The following is a 14,382-nucleotide window of genomic DNA, read 5'->3' as shown; positions in this document are numbered from 1 at the left end:
GCCGTCTTATGGTGAGAAAATGCGATACGAATCCGCCATCGCGCGGCGTGTCGGCGCGGAGTGGTGGGGAGCAAATTTGCAGCTCATGTCCGCTACCGGCTATCGTGTGCTGATTGTCGCTCGCTGCGCCCAACATGCTGGCGCGGCGCGGGCGAATGACACAGAAACCTGAGAATTAAGGAGAGGGCGCGACCATGGCCGTCCCCAAGCGGAGAATGTCCCGCTCCAATACCCGTAGCCGGCGCGCGCAGTGGAAGGCCACTGCCACTGAGCTGGTCAACGTCACTGTCGGCGGACAGAACCACAAGGTTCCCCGTCGTCTGCTCAAGGCTGCCCGCCTCGGGCTCATCGATCTCGACCGTCGCTGAACACTGAGAGAGCCGATTCTCAGGCTTCCTCAGTAATATCTCAGCCGCACGGTTAACACTGGTCCCTGTGCGAATTCTTGTAGTCGACGACGACCGGGCTGTGCGCGAGTCGTTGCGACGATCTCTGTCCTTCAATGGGTACTCGGTGGATCTCGCCGAGGACGGCGTCGATGCGCTCAACTCCATAGCCAACGATCGTCCTGACGCGTTGGTGCTCGACGTGATGATGCCCAAGCTCGACGGCCTTGAAGTGTGCCGCCGATTGCGCAGCACGGGGGACGATCTGCCCATCCTGGTCCTCACCGCCCGCGATTCGGTCTCGGAACGAGTGGCCGGACTCGATGCGGGCGCTGACGACTACCTCCCCAAGCCCTTCGCGCTGGAGGAGCTTCTGGCACGGATGCGCGCGCTGCTGCGCCGCACCACCGTCGACGAGTCGGCCGATGCTGCCACGCTCAGCTTCGGTGATCTGACTCTGGACCCCATCACCCGCGAGGTGCACCGCGGCACCCGGTCGATCAGCCTGACGCGCACGGAATTCGCGCTGCTGGAAATGCTCATGGCCAACCCGCGACGGGTACTCACGCGCAGTCGCATCCTCGAAGAGGTGTGGGGGTTCGACTTCCCAACGTCGGGTAACGCCCTTGAGGTGTACGTCGGCTACCTGCGACGCAAGACCGAGGCCGAGGGAGAGCTCAGGCTCATCCACACCGTCCGCGGTGTCGGCTACGTGCTGCGGGAGACCCCTCCGTAATCCCTATGGCGACACTACGAATGCCGAGGCGGATGCGGGGCTCCAGCACGGCAATATTTTCTCCGCTGCGGGCAACCAGCTCATCGGTATCGCTGCGCTGGCGCGTGATGCTGCTCGCCATGTCCATGGTGGCGATGGTCGTGGTACTCATGGCTGTTGCGTCATACCTGCTGGTATCCACCGCGCTGTACCGCGATGTCGACAAGCAGCTCAACGATCGCGCCAACCTGCTGATCGGCAGCGGCTTGCTGTCGGTGGATCCACGCCGCGCCATCGAAGGCACCGCGTATTCGGCCGATGTCAACGCCAAGCTGATCTTCCCGGGGCTCATCACGTTCTCGGCGACACAGCAGGGGCAGACCATCCCCTATGGCGCGCCCGAGCAAGCGGTAACCCGCGGCGAGCTGGAGCAGTCGATGCGCACCGTGAATCACCAACGCGTGCTTGCCCTTCGGTTGGACAACGGCAGCACGCTGATCATGGCCAAATCACTCGACCCCACCGATACGGTGCTGCGGCGGCTGGGGTGGGTACTGCTGATCGTCGGTGGCGTGGGCGTCGCGGTGGCAGCCGCGGCCGGAGCCATGGTGGCCGGCACCGGGCTGCGTCCTGTGGCCAGGCTCACCGATGCCGCCGAGCGGGTGGCCAGAACCGATGATCTGCGCCCCATCGCGGTCACCGGCAGCGACGAGTTGGCCCGACTCACCATCAGTTTCAACACGATGCTGCGCGCCCTGGCGGAGTCACGCGACCGCCAGGCGCGGCTGGTGACCGACGCGGGCCACGAGCTACGCACCCCGCTCACGTCACTGCGCACCAATACCGAGCTCCTGATGGCGGCCATGCAGCCGGGCGCCCCGCGTCTGCCCGACGAAGAGATGGAAGCGCTGCAGCGCGATGTGATCGCCCAAATCGAGGAGTTGTCCACGCTGGTGGGTGATTTGGTTGATCTGGCGCGTGGCGACGGCGCCGATATCGTGCATGAGCCGGTCGATATGGTCGAGGTGGTGGAGGGCACGCTCGAGCGAGTTCGCCGCCGCCGCAACGACATTGAATTCGACGTCGTCCTGCAGCCCTGGCAGGTCTACGGCGACGCGGCGGGATTGTCGCGAGCGGTTCTCAACCTGCTCGACAACGCGGCCAAGTGGAGCCCGTCGGGTACCGCGGTATCGGTGCGGCTGGCCCAGGTGGACGCCGCCCATGCCGAGCTTGTCATCTCTGATCGCGGCCCGGGAATCCCGCCCGCCGAACGAGACCTGGTTTTTGAGCGGTTCTACCGGGCCACCCCGGCACGGGGAATGCCGGGATCCGGTTTGGGGTTGGCCATCGTGAAGCAGGTAGTGCTGAAACATGGTGGCGCCATTAAGGTCGAGGAGACTGATCCCGGTGCAGTGATCGACGGTGAACCGGCTCCCGGAACCTCCATGCATGTGCTTCTGCCGGGCCGACCCGGACCCATCGGAGCACCACACATGGGCGATACGGCCGGTCGCCGGAAGTCTGTGCCGAACGCGAGGGAGATCTCAGTGGATTCTCAGTCCGTTCCGGCAGCGTGGCACTCAAGCTAGACGATCCTGAACGCCTATGAAGGACTGGTGAGGAAGCAGCTATGACTAACGACCCCCATGGCAGCTGGGCATACCGGCCGTCCGGCCCTTACTCGGGGCAACAACATGGGCATCAGGCGCCAACCCATCACGCGCAGTCCGGCCATCATTACCCGGGGCAGGCATACGGCTACACCTCGCAGCAGCCGAGTCAGCAGCGTCCGGATCAGCAGCCGCAGCATCAGTCGCAGCCCAAGGGGCGAAGCGGCGGGGGACTTGTGGTCGGTGCCGTCGTCCTGGCGCTGGTCTCCGGTGGTCTGGGTGGCACGGTGGGCGCCGTCGTCGCCGACCGCCAGCACAAATCGCCCGTCGTCACCAGCAGCAGTGGGCTGACCCCCATCGCGCCGGGGCGCGCGCCCTCCGCCCAGCCGGTCGCCGCGTTACCCGCGGGATCGGTGGAACAGGTTGCGGCCAAGGTGCTTCCGAGCGTCGTCAAGCTCGAAACGATCATGGGCCGTTCCAGCGAGGAGGGATCCGGGGTGGTCCTGTCCGCTGACGGATTGGTGCTCACCAATGCCCACGTCGTGCAAGCGGCGGGTGATCCAGGAGCCAAGACCACGGCCACCATCCAGGGCGGAAAGACCTCACCCTTCACAGTGGTGGGAATCGATCCCGCCACCGATATCGCCGTGGTCCGGGTCACCGGAGCCTCGGGCCTGACGCCCGTCGCGATCGGTTCATCCGCGAATCTAGTTGTGGGACAGTCGGTTGTCGCGATCGGATCCCCGCTGGGCCTCGATGGCACGGTCACCACGGGCATCGTCAGCTCGCTGAACCGTCCGGTGTTCACGGCGGGGCAGGCCGGTAATCAGGACACCGTGCTGGATGCCATTCAGACCGACGCCGCCATCAACCCGGGTAACTCCGGTGGCGCGCTGGTCAACCTGAACGGCGAATTGGTCGGTATCAACTCCGCGATCGCGACCATGGGTGGCGACTCCAGCGGCGAGACGCAGGGCGGATCGATCGGCCTCGGCTTTGCGATTCCGGTCGACCAGGCCAAGCGGATCGCCGATCAGCTGATTTCGAACGGCCACGCCACCCACGCCTCGCTGGGCGTCCGGGTAGGCAATGACAAGGAGACACAGGGCGCCAGGATCGTGGAAGTGGTCGCTGGTGGCGCCGCCGAGAAGGCCGGCGTGCCCAATGGTGCTGTCGTCACCAAGGTGGACAACCGGCCGGTGAACAGCGCCGATGGACTTGTGGCGGCCGTGCGGTCCAAGGCGCCCGGTGACAAGGTCACGCTGACGTACACCGACGGCAACGGCGGACCGGAGAAGACGGCGGACGTGACACTGGGTGAGGTCGCCCGATGACTCAGGTGTCCCTGCGAGCGGTTACCGTTGCTTCCATGACAGAGCTTGAGGTGGGACCGGTGGGGCGATCTCTGGTCGTCATCGTCAACGACAGAACAGCCCATGGTGATCAGGACACCAGCGGTCCGCTCGTCACCGAGTTGCTCTCGGAGGCCGGATTCGTGGTTGACGGTGTGGTGGTTGTCGAGGGAGACCTCTCGGAGATTCAGAACGCAGTGAACACCGCGGTGATCGGTGGGGTGGACTTGGTGGTGACTGTCGGTGGCACCGGCGTGACGCCGCGCGACGTCGCCCCCGAGGCGACACAGCCGCTGCTTGACCGTGAGTTGCTCGGCATCGCGGAGGCCATCAGGTCGTCCGGCCTCGCGGCAGGCGTCGCCGAGGCAGGTCTGTCGCGCGGTGTCGCGGGCATTTCGGGTAGCACCCTGGTGGTCAATGTGGCCGGCACCCGCGCGGCGGTGCGCGATGGCATGGCAACCGTGACGCCGATGGCAATTCAGATCATCGAGCAACTATCCAGCCTGGAGATCTGACCGGGTGTCCAGCCCGGACGCTCCGGATTGTGACCTTCGCCACAAAAGTGGTGGAGAAGGAACAAGCGCCAGCAATGCGGATATCGACCGGATCTTCGGTCAGACCATGCCGTCCCTGGGTCCAGATGAACGCGACGTGAACGATTCCCGCGGCACACACGAGGGTGATCGGTGGTTGCGCGATAACGTTCCACCCCACCATGGCTAGGGTATTTCGGCATATCTGACGTGTAAACCAAGCAGGTCGCAAGGTCTGGATACCCATCCGGGGTGTCGGTTCCCCTGGAGCTCTCCATTGTTTTCCAGCAAAGCGTTCGGCCGCTTGATCGTTAACCCTGTAGATGCCTTGGGTTTGGCTAACTTCAGGCTCACTGGCCTACCTGGAGGTGGGTGATGTCGGCGATATCAGAATGATCCTTCAGATTGCCGCGCCGTCACCGTGCCGATATCGTCCTTCTGTCCGTCGCTTAGGAAATTCTCATGTTCGCCATGAGGGGACTGATAGGAACAGAATGAAGCTGTTGAGCAAGGTATCGGGCTGGGCCCGCCGCGGTGTGTTGGCGGTCGGCGCTCTGCTCATGACTCTTGTTGCTCTCATTGCGACGACGGCGACGGCGCATGCAGGTCTGGACGATGAACTGACCCTCGTTGATGGCAAGGGGCGCTTGCTGCGGATTCAGCAGTGGGACACCTTTCTTAATGGTGTGTTTCCGCTGGACCGCAACCGTCTGACGCGCGAGTGGTTTCACTCCGGCCGCGCGGTCTATGAGGTGACGGGTGCGGGTTCCGATGCGTTCGAGGGCACTCTCGAGCTGGGTTACCAGGTGGGTTATCCGTGGTCGTTGGGTGTGGGTTTGAACTTCAACTACACGACACCGAATACGTCGATTCTTTACGGTATTCCGAATGCCTTCGGTGGTAGCCCCGAGGCTTCGTACGTCCAGACCACCAACCTGTTGCCGAGTGCCGGCATCAATGTGGACCTGGGCAACGGGCCCGGCATCCAGGAGGTCGCGACCTTCTCGGTAGCGGTTGCTGGTCCCAAGGGTGCGGTAGCCGTGAGCAACGCGCACGGCACGGTGACCGGCGCCGCCGGTGGTGTTCTCCTTCGTCCCTATGCGCGGTTGATCAGTTCCGCGGGTGACAGCGTTACCACCTACGGCGAGACCTGGGACATGAAGTAGCCGGAATCCTTGGTGATATCTGGAGAACAAGCGTTTCCAGATATCACATTCTCCTGCTAGATTGACGACCTCACGTACGTCGATGCGCCACCGCGCTGATCGAGGGGATCGTCCATGCGTAGTGGTGCGCACCGGCTGCTCGAGTGCCTGATAGCGATGTTCATGGCATTGGCGATCTCCGTAACAACCACTGCCACCGCGCACGCGGGTTTGGACGACGAGCTGACCCTGGTTGACGGTAAAGGGCGCTTGCTGCGGATTCAGCAGTGGGACACCTTTCTCAATGGCGTGTTTCCGCTGGACCGCAACCGGCTCACGCGTGAATGGTTTCACTCCGGGCGCGCGGTCTATGAGGTGACGGGTGCGGGTTCCGATGCGTTCGAGGGCACTCTCGAGCTGGGTTACCAGGTGGGTTATCCGTGGTCGTTGGGTGTGGGTCTGAACTTCAACTACACGACGCCCAATACCTCGATTCTCTACGGTATTCCGAACGTCTTCCCCAACGGCAACCCGGAAGCCTCGTACGTCCAGACCACCAACCTGTTGCCGAGTGCCGGCATCAATGTGGACCTGGGCAACGGGCCCGGCATCCAGGAGGTCGCGACGTTCTCGGTAGCGGTTGCTGGTCCCAAGGGTGCGGTAGCCGTGAGCAACGCGCACGGCACGGTGACCGGCGCCGCAGGCGGCGTGATGCTGCGTCCCTATGCCCGCTTGATCAGTAGTGCGGGCGACAGTGTCACCACGTATGGCGAGACCTGGGACATGAAGTAGTCGCGATTACTAAATACGTCTGTAGTGGTAGGACACTGCACGACAAGCAGGTCTGTGGATCTGCTGTGAGTTAGCCTCGCGGAAACATTCAAGAAACTCCCCGAGATGATTTGGCCGTTACGTTTGGCCCGCCTGAGCAACAATGTGGTCTGGCGAATCAGATCTTTGCCCTGGCGTTTGTTCGCCCGAGAATTGAGGGAACTGAATGAGAACGGTTGGCATCCGGCGGGTCATGCGTAACGCCTTTGCATCATTGATACTCGTCGTCGGGATGGTCGGTCTAGCGATCACCGGGACCGGCACAGCGGCCGCGGGTTTGGACGACGAGCTGACGCTGGTCGATGGCAAGGGGCGCTTGCTGCGGATTCAGCAGTGGGACACCTTTCTTAATGGTGTGTTTCCGCTGGACCGCAACCGTCTGACGCGCGAGTGGTTTCACTCCGGCCGCGCGGTCTATGAGGTGACGGGTGCGGGTTCCGATGCGTTCGAGGGCACTCTCGAGCTGGGTTACCAGGTGGGTTATCCGTGGTCGTTGGGTGTGGGTTTGAACTTCAACTACACGACACCGAATACGTCGATTCTTTACGGTATTCCGAATGCCTTCGGTGGTAGCCCCGAGGCTTCGTACGTCCAGACCACCAACCTGTTGCCGAGTGCCGGCATCAATGTGGACCTGGGCAACGGGCCCGGCATCCAGGAGGTCGCGACCTTCTCGGTGGCCATCTCGGGCCCCAAGGGTGCCGTTGCGGTGAGTAACGCGCACGGCACCGTGACCGGCGCCGCCGGTGGTGTTCTCCTTCGCCCCTACGCTCGGTTGATCAGTTCCGCGGGTGACAGCGTTACCACCTATGGTGAGACCTGGGACATGAAGTAGCCCGCCAAGCCGGCAGAAGAAGGCGCTAGGACGCCTTCTTCTGCTCGGCAAGCAGGTCGCGAATCTCGACGAGCAGTTCCGCCTCGGTTTGGGCAGCAGGCTCTTCGCCCGACTTGGCCAGACGTTCCTTGATCGTGTTGTACGGCAGGACAACTAAGAAGTAGACGACCGCCGCGATCAGGATGAAGTTGATGGTTGCGGTGACCAGGACATTGAAGTCCAAGTACTGTCCGCCACCGATGCTGACCTTAAGTGCGGGGTGATCCGAATTCGGTCCCGTGCCAATCCGATTGATCAGCGGCTGAATGATGGCGTCGCTGAACTTGGTGACCAGCGCGGTGAATGCCGCACCGATGACCACCGCGACCGCAAGGTCAATAACGTTGCCACGCAGCAGAAAATCTCTGAATCCCTTGAACATGATCTGACCCTAACGGAAGGTCAGCGTTATCGCCTGTACTAACGCGATTGCGGCGACGCGATTTGCCTGCTGCGGCGGCAATGCGACCATTACCACCCTTTCGGTCCCAATGCCCTTGGTGACGGGTTTCGGCGACACCAGCACAACTACCGCATCGGTGGCCAACACCGTGGGCTCGGGAGGAGATTCAGTGGCGCCAGGTCCGTGATCGGCCACGGTGAGGATGTCGACCACATCGCCGGTGCGGATCATGTCGACGGTGGCGGCATCGGCCAGTGGCACCGGCACGATGCGGGCGTCCTTGCCGGCTGCAGATTCTGCCAACCTCGGGCCCAACACTCGCACGTCGGTCAGCATCTCCCCGCGACGCACCGGCCCGGCCAGTGTCGCGCCGATGATGGCGCCGGAATTGGTGCTTGCGCCGTCGGGAAGGATTGTTGCGGAACGCTTTTCAACCCGTACATCGTCACCGGTCAGAATTGTGCCGGGTGGCAGGTCGTGCGCGGCCACCACCACGTCGGCGCGATCATTGGCCGGGTCGGGGCGAAATGCCAGTACCGCCGCGAAGAGAACCAGGATCGCTGCCGCGATTCTGCGGGCCAACGTTGTCCGGGCCCAATCGGGACGAAGTGCCGTCGATATGCGCTGTAGCGCAGTCGGATCCAACTGCGCTCGATGCTCTTCGCGCGAGCGCCTCATCCCCGATCGGGCCATGCCCTCACGCTAGGGCGAGGCGCATCCCGGCGTCAGTAGCGAATTTGTCGCTGTGGATAACTCGTCAGCCGGCGGCGGCGGAGGCGGTAGCAGTGGAGCTGGAAGAGCTCGACGTGGTCGAGGACGAGCCGGTCGATGAAGGGCTCGAAGACCCGGAAGACTCCGACGTCGAGGACTTGGACTCGCTCTTCGTGCCGGAATCGCTCTTGGCGGCGGCGTCCACACTGCCCGAGCGGCTGTCGGTGCGGTAGAAGCCGCTGCCCTTGAACACGATGCCCACCGAGTTGAACAGCTTGCGTAGCTTGCCCGAGCACTTTTGGCACACGGTCAGGGCATCGTCAGTGAACGACTGCACGATGTCGAACTTGTCGCCGCAGTCGGCACACGCATAGGAATAGGTAGGCATGGGGGTCCTCCGGAACTGGCAAGCCATGAAACGCCACTAGCACTCTACCGCTTGGAGTGCTAGGTCCGCCACGTCCCGCCGCCGAGTGTGACCAATCCGTCGGCGGTGAGCGCATGCGTCACCGGCACATCGTGTGGTCCTGCCGGAATCTCGTCAAGAATCTCCCCGACGAACAGCGGCGTGATCAGGGCCGTCGCCTGCGCGGCGAACCGCAGCGAGCGGTCGTAGAACCCGGCGCCGCGCCCCAACCGATTACCCCGCCTATCCACCGCCAGCGCCGGCACCAAGATCAGTCCGGCGTCGGCGAGCGCGGCCGCACCGAACTCCGGTGCAGCGGGCTCACGCAGACCAAATGGTGCGTCCACCAGCTCGCCCGGGCAGTATCGACCCCACGTCAGCGCGGTCGGGGTGCCCTCCTCGTCATTGCGGGCGACCGGGAGCAAAACCTGCACACCACGGCCGACGAGGGCATCGAGCATTCGCACGGACCCTGGTTCGGATCCCACCGGCAGGTACGCGGCGATCACCGCTAGGCCCGCGGACGCCGCCACGACATGCGCGGCGAGCGCGTCGTTCTGTTTTTCGCGCTCGGCAGGCGATATGGCCCGTCGTGCCTGCACAATCTGTTGCCGCAGCGCGTCCTTAATGTTCTCTGGGGTGCTCTGAGGATGGCCGATACCGTGACGCTACCGCCTTGCCAGCGAAATTCCCGGGTCAGTGGTTAGGGTGAGTGGCTATGACGGCCCCTGACGTGTCCATCCCGCGCACTGCCGTGGTCCCCGCGGCTGGCTTGGGCACCCGGTTCCTGCCAGCCACCAAGACCGTGCCCAAAGAGCTACTCCCGGTGGTTGACACCCCGGGAATCGAGTTGGTGGCCGAAGAGGCCGCCGAAGCCGGCGCCGAACGCCTGGTGATCGTCACCTCCGAAGGTAAGGACGGGGTCGTCGCGCATTTTGTCGAGGACCTGGTGCTCGAGGGCACGCTGGAAGCGCGCGGCAAGCACGCCATGCTGGAGAAGGTCCGGCGGGCGCCCGCCCTCATCAAGGTGCAATCGGTGGTGCAGGCCGAGCCATTGGGGCTGGGACATGCCGTCGGTTGTGTCGAGTCGGTTCTCGACGATGACGAGGACGCCATTGCGGTGCTGCTGCCCGACGACCTGGTGTGGCCCCGCGGAGTGCTGGAGACCATGGCCAAGGTGCGGGCCAAGCGTGGCGGTTCGGTGTTGTGCGCCATCGAGGTCCGGCCGAGTGAGATCAGCGCCTACGGCGCCTTCGATGTCGAGATCGTTCCCGATGCCGCCAACCCGAATGTGTTGCGCGTCAAGGGGATGGTGGAGAAGCCCAAGACCGAGGAAGCGCCGTCGAATTACGCCGCGGCCGGGCGTTACCTGCTGGATCGAGCGATTTTCGACGCGCTCAAGCGCATCCCGCGGGGTGCCGGCGGCGAGTTGCAGCTCACCGATGCCATCGCGTTATTGATCGACGAGGGGCATCCGGTGCATGTTGTGGTGCATCGCGGATCCCGACACGACCTGGGAAATCCCGGCGGCTATCTCAAGGCTGCTGTTGACTTTGCGTTGGACCGCGACGATTACGGTCCGGGCTTGCGCGAGTGGCTGGTCGAGCGGCTTGGCCGGGAATCGACCGTGCTGCCGGAGTCGGAGTAAGAAAGGCACCAGTGCGTTCGGTCGAGGAGCAGCAGGCCAAAGTCACGGCGGCTGCGGTGGCGCCGCGCCCGGTTCGGGTGGCGATCGCCGAAGCCCAGGGTTTGTTGTGCGCCGAGGAAGTGGTGACGGTCCGGCCTTTGCCGGGATTCGATCAGGCCGCCATCGACGGATATGCCGTGCGCAGTGTCGATGTGCAGGCCGCCGGTGGTGTGGTGCGCGTGATCAGTCCAGGCGAGGGCGGCAGCCCCGATGACGAGGACGATGTAGCAGAGTCCACCGGGGAGATCGGAACGGTTGAGCTGCCGGTCGTCGGCACGGTTCGGGTGGGGGAGCGCACGCCTACCCGGCTGCAGCCGCGCCAGGCGGTGCGCGTGCAGACCGGTGCTCCCATGCCGACGCTGGCCGATGCCGTGCTGCCTTTGCGCTGGTCCGAGGGCGGGGAGTCGCGGGTCAAGGTGCTGCGTGCGGTGCGTTCGGGTGACTACGTGCGGCGCACCGGCGATGATGTACAACCGGGTGACGTCGCCGTGCGGGCGGGCACCATCATCGGCGCGGCCCAGGTCGGACTGCTGGCCGCGGTCGGACGTGATCGGGTGCTGGTGCATCCGAGGCCCCGGCTCTCGGTGATCAGTGTCGGCGGCGAGCTTGTCGATGTCGACCGCACACCGGGGAACGGCCAGGTCTACGACGTGAATTCCTACGCGCTGGCGGCTGCGGCCCGCGATGCCGGCGCCGATGTCAACCGTGTGGGCATCGTCAGCGCGGAGCCCGCCGCGTTCCGCGAGGTAGTTGAGGGGCAGCTGAATCGAGCCGAGGTCGTCGTCATCTCAGGTGCGGTCGGCGGCGCCGCCGCGGAAGGTATTCGTGAGGCGCTCTCGGCGCTGGGCGATATGGAAGTCGGTCGCATCGCCATGCATCCGGGCTCTGTGCAGGGCTTCGGTCAGTTGGGCCGCGACGCGGTGCCCACTTTCCTGTTGCCCGCGAATCCGGTCGGAGCCCTGGTGGTCTTCGAGGTGATGGTGCGGCCGCTGATCCGGCTGGCACTCGGACGCCGGCACGCGCAACGCCGAATTGTGCAGGCACGCACCGTGTCTCCTATTACGTCCATTGCGGGCCGTAAGGGGTTTCTGCGCGGGCAGTTGATGCGCGATCAGGACAACGGCGAGTATCTGGTGCAGATATTGGGTAGTGCGGCCGGGTCGTCATCGCACCTGCTCGCGACGCTTGCCGAGGCGAATTGCCTCGTGATCGTGCCCGCCGAGGTGGAACAGGTCCGCATGGGGGAGATCGTCGAGGTCGCGTTCCTGGCGCAGCGAGGATGAGGTTCCCGCGCGAAGACCAGGAGCCCGCATGAGCGTCTGGCGTCAGGAGAGCGCGCATCCGGGCTGGCCGATGCCGCTCGGGAAGCTACGTGTGCCCGCGGGAGTGGTGTCGGTGCGCCCCATCCGACTGCGCGACGGGATGGCGTGGAGCCGTGCGCGGCTGGCCGACCAGTCGCATCTGCAGCCGTGGGAGCCGTCCTCGGAGGTCGACTGGATGGCGCGCCACGGTGTGTCGTCGTGGCCGGCGCTGTGCTCGGGCCTGCGGGCCGAGGCGCGTAAGGGGCGGATGATTCCGTGCGCCATCGAGCTGAACGGAAACTTCGTCGGGCAACTGACGATCGGCAATATCGCGCACGGTGCGCTGCGTTCAGCCTGGATCGGGTATTGGGTGGTCAGCACCGTGACCCGGCAGGGGGTGGCGACCGCGGCGCTCGCGCTGGGGCTTGATCACTGTTTTGGGCCCGTGACCCTGCATCGGGTGGAGGCGACGGTGCGGCCGGAGAACGGTGCCAGCCGGGCGGTGCTGTCCAAGGTCGGCTTTCGTGAAGAGGGGCTACTCAGGCGTTACCTCGATGTCGACGGTGCCTGGCGTGACCATTTGTTGGTGGCGATGACGGTCGAAGAGGTGCGGGGCTCGGTTGCCGCGACGCTGGTGCGCTCCGGCAACGCCAGCTGGGTTTGACCCTTCCGTCGCTCCCCGGGCGCAGACACCTGGCGCTCGCGCGTCCTGGGCTTTCGCCTCACGAAGCGTCTGCTCGCCAGATATTAGTGAGACTGATGTGACTATTGGGGCCTGTGATGCTTGCCCCTGTAGAATTACAGGTGTGTAATTGGTATCGGCGCGCCTCGTAACGTGCGCAGATCGCCGACCTAGCCTTGACCTGAGGCTTAGACGTAGAGGCACGAAGAGCGCGCAGAAAGGAGCTGGCCGAGATGCCGAGCATCCCCCAATCGGTGTTGTGGATCGGACTAGTCGTGCTGTGGCTGTTCGTCCTGGTGCCGATGCTGATCAACAAGCGTGACGTGGTCAAACGCACGAGTGATGTCGCACTGGCGACGCGGGTCCTGAACGGGAAAGCCGCCAAGCTGCTGCGTCGCACCGGGCCCGCCGCCGGTCACCGCAGCGACCCGGACTTCCGTCGTGAAGACGTCGATGAATTTGAGGACGAGGAAGAAGAAGATTCGACCGGTGTGATCGCGAGTGCGCCCACCGAAGAAGACAAGGACGCCGCCCAGGCCGTGAAGGCCATGGCCGTGCGCAAGGTTCGTCCCCAGAAGGTTGCGGTCGACGAGCCCGTCGACGTCGATGTCATCGACGAAGACGCGACCGCGCTGCCGGCCGGCGAGGCCGCGTTGTCCGATGAGCTTGAGGATCTGGAAGAGGCGCCCAGTGCGCCCGTCGCCGAAACAGATTCGGGCACGTACGAGTACGTTGACGACACCTCGGGCCTGGCCATCGCGGCCGAACCCTCGCGGGAACGTCATCAGGCGCCGCCGGTGTACAGCTCGTCACGCCGCCGCCGCTTTGATCCCGATGTCATGGCCAAGGAGAACGCGCGCAAGTTCGCCTTCCGCAAGCGGGTGCTGATGGGTCTGGTCGGTGCGATGGTTCTCGCCGGTGTGGTGTCCGCGACCGCGACCAGCACCGCGTGGTGGGCCTGCGGCGTGCTCGGTGTGATGGCCGTGCTCTATCTGGGCTACCTGCGGCGTCAGACTCGCATCGAGGAGCAGCTGCGCCGTCGTCGCGCCGCGCGTTACCAGCGCGCACGTGTGGTCGGTGTGGAGAACGTCACGGACCGTGAGCTGGATGTGGTGCCGCAGCGTCTGCGCCGTCCTGGCGCGGCCGTCCTCGAAATCGATGACGAGGACCCGGTTTTCGAACATCTGGATTACTACGACGAGCCGCGGCAGTACCGTATTCCGCACGCTGTCGGCCAGTAGGCCGGAGCGGACGCTCTTCGCCTTTGCGGCCCATCCCGCGATTCGGTCAGACGCGGGGACGGCTGGTAAGGTCTTAGCGTCTTGGGGCTATAGCGCAGTTGGTAGCGCGTCTCGTTCGCATCGAGAAGGTCGGGAGTTCGATTCTCCCTAGCTCCACCACAAGAACCCCCGCTAGCCGGGGGTTCTTTTTTGTTGGGACGGGTGTATCTGAAATCTGGTACGTCGTCAGTAGATCGAATTGCTGGGTCCAAACTGGCCGTCCCACGACTTCAACTCCCCCTGCTTGGTCGCGCGTAAAGGCACAGCGCCGAGAACGATGCCTTAGCGCGCTGCGTGTGCGGCAACGGGGAAGCGGCCAACACCATTGCTCAGACGGTAGAAGTTAACCGTTCGATGGCCATCGGGCATGCCGTGATGCTTCTAGCCATGCCGACTGTGCGTCATCGGCGTCTCTGACCGTCTGGCACGGGCCAGCTCGTCGAGCGGGATTTGGGCAACCTCGGCT

17 protein-coding genes and 1 tRNA gene are annotated in these 14,382 nt (G+C 64.3%); 14 read left to right on the top strand and 4 right to left on the bottom strand.

Going from position 1 to position 14,382, the window contains the following annotated elements; all coding sequences use genetic code 11:
• Positions 1–194 precede the first annotated feature (194 nt).
• The 9 genes from rpmF (at position 195) to BKG76_RS04750 (ending at position 7,407) form a co-directional block, all read left to right on the top strand.
• The gene (gene rpmF / locus BKG76_RS04785; protein WP_070936410.1) at positions 195–368 is read left to right on the top strand and encodes a 50S ribosomal protein L32; all 174 of its coding nucleotides are present in this window, start codon (positions 195–197) and stop codon (positions 366–368) included.
• Between the two features lie 67 nt (positions 369–435).
• Positions 436–1,122, top strand: coding sequence for a response regulator transcription factor (locus BKG76_RS04780; protein WP_070936408.1), 687 nt, complete (start codon positions 436–438; stop codon positions 1,120–1,122).
• A 32-nt stretch (positions 1,123–1,154) separates the two neighbouring features.
• A complete protein-coding gene (locus BKG76_RS04775; RefSeq protein WP_083337909.1) occupies positions 1,155–2,690 on the top strand; it encodes a HAMP domain-containing sensor histidine kinase in 1,536 nt (511 codons plus the stop codon).
• A 41-nt stretch (positions 2,691–2,731) separates the two neighbouring features.
• Positions 2,732–4,045 carry a trypsin-like peptidase domain-containing protein gene (locus BKG76_RS04770; RefSeq protein WP_070936406.1) on the top strand — a complete coding sequence of 438 codons (1,314 nt, stop codon included), beginning with the start codon at positions 2,732–2,734 and terminating at the stop codon, positions 4,043–4,045.
• 35 nt (positions 4,046–4,080) lie between these two features.
• Entirely contained in the window at positions 4,081–4,578 is a 498-nt protein-coding gene (locus BKG76_RS04765) for a MogA/MoaB family molybdenum cofactor biosynthesis protein (protein ID WP_070936404.1), read from the top strand.
• 4 nt (positions 4,579–4,582) lie between these two features.
• Complete coding sequence (locus tag BKG76_RS25275) at positions 4,583–4,786, top strand: hypothetical protein (RefSeq protein ID WP_083337908.1); 204 nt, start codon at positions 4,583–4,585, stop codon at positions 4,784–4,786.
• A 370-nt stretch (positions 4,787–5,156) separates the two neighbouring features.
• On the top strand, positions 5,157–5,762 hold the full coding sequence (locus BKG76_RS04760) for an MspA family porin (protein ID WP_407937643.1): 606 nt from the start codon (positions 5,157–5,159) through the stop codon (positions 5,760–5,762).
• A gap of 156 nt (positions 5,763–5,918) precedes the next feature.
• Complete coding sequence (locus BKG76_RS04755) at positions 5,919–6,533, top strand: MspA family porin (protein ID WP_236737538.1); 615 nt, start codon at positions 5,919–5,921, stop codon at positions 6,531–6,533.
• Positions 6,534–6,765: 232 nt separating this feature from the next.
• Positions 6,766–7,407: an MspA family porin gene (locus tag BKG76_RS04750; RefSeq protein ID WP_207543745.1), complete on the top strand. Its 642-nt coding sequence runs from the start codon at positions 6,766–6,768 to the stop codon at positions 7,405–7,407.
• A gap of 25 nt (positions 7,408–7,432) precedes the next feature.
• Here the strand turns inward: BKG76_RS04750 and mscL are convergent, their stop codons facing one another.
• The 4 genes from mscL to BKG76_RS04730 form a co-directional block, all read right to left on the bottom strand.
• Positions 7,433–7,828, bottom strand: a complete 396-nt coding sequence (mscL, locus tag BKG76_RS04745) for a large-conductance mechanosensitive channel protein MscL (RefSeq protein ID WP_070936396.1) — start codon at positions 7,826–7,828, stop codon at positions 7,433–7,435.
• A 9-nt stretch (positions 7,829–7,837) separates the two neighbouring features.
• Complete coding sequence (locus BKG76_RS04740) at positions 7,838–8,542, bottom strand: SAF domain-containing protein (RefSeq protein WP_236737522.1); 705 nt, start codon at positions 8,540–8,542, stop codon at positions 7,838–7,840.
• A gap of 64 nt (positions 8,543–8,606) precedes the next feature.
• Entirely contained in the window at positions 8,607–8,948 is a 342-nt protein-coding gene (locus BKG76_RS04735) for an FmdB family zinc ribbon protein (protein ID WP_070936393.1), read from the bottom strand.
• A 59-nt stretch (positions 8,949–9,007) separates the two neighbouring features.
• Positions 9,008–9,583, bottom strand: coding sequence for a 5-formyltetrahydrofolate cyclo-ligase (locus tag BKG76_RS04730; RefSeq protein ID WP_083337907.1), 576 nt, complete (start codon positions 9,581–9,583; stop codon positions 9,008–9,010).
• A gap of 101 nt (positions 9,584–9,684) precedes the next feature.
• Here BKG76_RS04730 and BKG76_RS04725 point away from each other — a divergent pair, with 101 nt between their 5' ends.
• The 5 genes from BKG76_RS04725 (at position 9,685) to BKG76_RS04705 (ending at position 14,036) form a co-directional block, all read left to right on the top strand.
• Complete coding sequence (locus BKG76_RS04725; protein ID WP_070936389.1) at positions 9,685–10,614, top strand: UTP--glucose-1-phosphate uridylyltransferase; 930 nt, start codon at positions 9,685–9,687, stop codon at positions 10,612–10,614.
• An 11-nt stretch (positions 10,615–10,625) separates the two neighbouring features.
• Positions 10,626–11,936, top strand: coding sequence for a molybdotransferase-like divisome protein Glp (glp, locus tag BKG76_RS04720; protein ID WP_070936388.1), 1,311 nt, complete (start codon positions 10,626–10,628; stop codon positions 11,934–11,936).
• 28 nt (positions 11,937–11,964) lie between these two features.
• Positions 11,965–12,618 carry a GNAT family N-acetyltransferase gene (locus tag BKG76_RS04715; RefSeq protein ID WP_070936386.1) on the top strand — a complete coding sequence of 218 codons (654 nt, stop codon included), beginning with the start codon at positions 11,965–11,967 and terminating at the stop codon, positions 12,616–12,618.
• 251 nt (positions 12,619–12,869) lie between these two features.
• Entirely contained in the window at positions 12,870–13,877 is a 1,008-nt protein-coding gene (gene sepX / locus BKG76_RS04710; RefSeq protein WP_070936384.1) for a divisome protein SepX/GlpR, read from the top strand.
• Positions 13,878–13,960: 83 nt separating this feature from the next.
• Positions 13,961–14,036: transfer RNA gene (locus BKG76_RS04705), tRNA-Ala, on the top strand.
• Positions 14,037–14,382: the final 346 nt, after the last annotated feature.

Source organism: Mycobacteroides franklinii (assembly GCF_001853795.1).
Taxonomy (GTDB): domain Bacteria; phylum Actinomycetota; class Actinomycetes; order Mycobacteriales; family Mycobacteriaceae; genus Mycobacterium; species Mycobacterium franklinii.
Note: the sequence above shows the minus strand (reverse complement) of the source record. Positions and strands in the feature narration are given on the sequence as shown.

Bases quoted from the DNA above. Each gene is read 5' to 3' on its own strand.
- BKG76_RS04740 (WP_236737522.1), bottom strand. From the start codon at position 8,542: ATGGCCCGATCGGGGATGAGGCGCTCGCGCGAAGAGCATCGAGCGCAG.
- BKG76_RS04715 (WP_070936386.1), top strand. From the start codon at position 11,965: ATGAGCGTCTGGCGTCAGGAGAGCGCGCATCCGGGCTGGCCGATGCCG.
- BKG76_RS04770 (WP_070936406.1), top strand. From the start codon at position 2,732: ATGACTAACGACCCCCATGGCAGCTGGGCATACCGGCCGTCCGGCCCT.
- BKG76_RS04775 (WP_083337909.1), top strand. From the start codon at position 1,155: ATGCGGGGCTCCAGCACGGCAATATTTTCTCCGCTGCGGGCAACCAGC.
- sepX (WP_070936384.1), top strand. From the start codon at position 12,870: ATGCCGAGCATCCCCCAATCGGTGTTGTGGATCGGACTAGTCGTGCTG.
- BKG76_RS04755 (WP_236737538.1), top strand. From the start codon at position 5,919: ATGTTCATGGCATTGGCGATCTCCGTAACAACCACTGCCACCGCGCAC.
- BKG76_RS04750 (WP_207543745.1), top strand. From the start codon at position 6,766: ATGCGTAACGCCTTTGCATCATTGATACTCGTCGTCGGGATGGTCGGT.
- BKG76_RS04765 (WP_070936404.1), top strand. From the start codon at position 4,081: ATGACAGAGCTTGAGGTGGGACCGGTGGGGCGATCTCTGGTCGTCATC.
- BKG76_RS04735 (WP_070936393.1), bottom strand. From the start codon at position 8,948: ATGCCTACCTATTCCTATGCGTGTGCCGACTGCGGCGACAAGTTCGAC.
- BKG76_RS04725 (WP_070936389.1), top strand. From the start codon at position 9,685: ATGACGGCCCCTGACGTGTCCATCCCGCGCACTGCCGTGGTCCCCGCG.
- rpmF (WP_070936410.1), top strand. From the start codon at position 195: ATGGCCGTCCCCAAGCGGAGAATGTCCCGCTCCAATACCCGTAGCCGG.
- mscL (WP_070936396.1), bottom strand. From the start codon at position 7,828: ATGTTCAAGGGATTCAGAGATTTTCTGCTGCGTGGCAACGTTATTGAC.
- BKG76_RS04760 (WP_407937643.1), top strand. From the start codon at position 5,157: ATGACTCTTGTTGCTCTCATTGCGACGACGGCGACGGCGCATGCAGGT.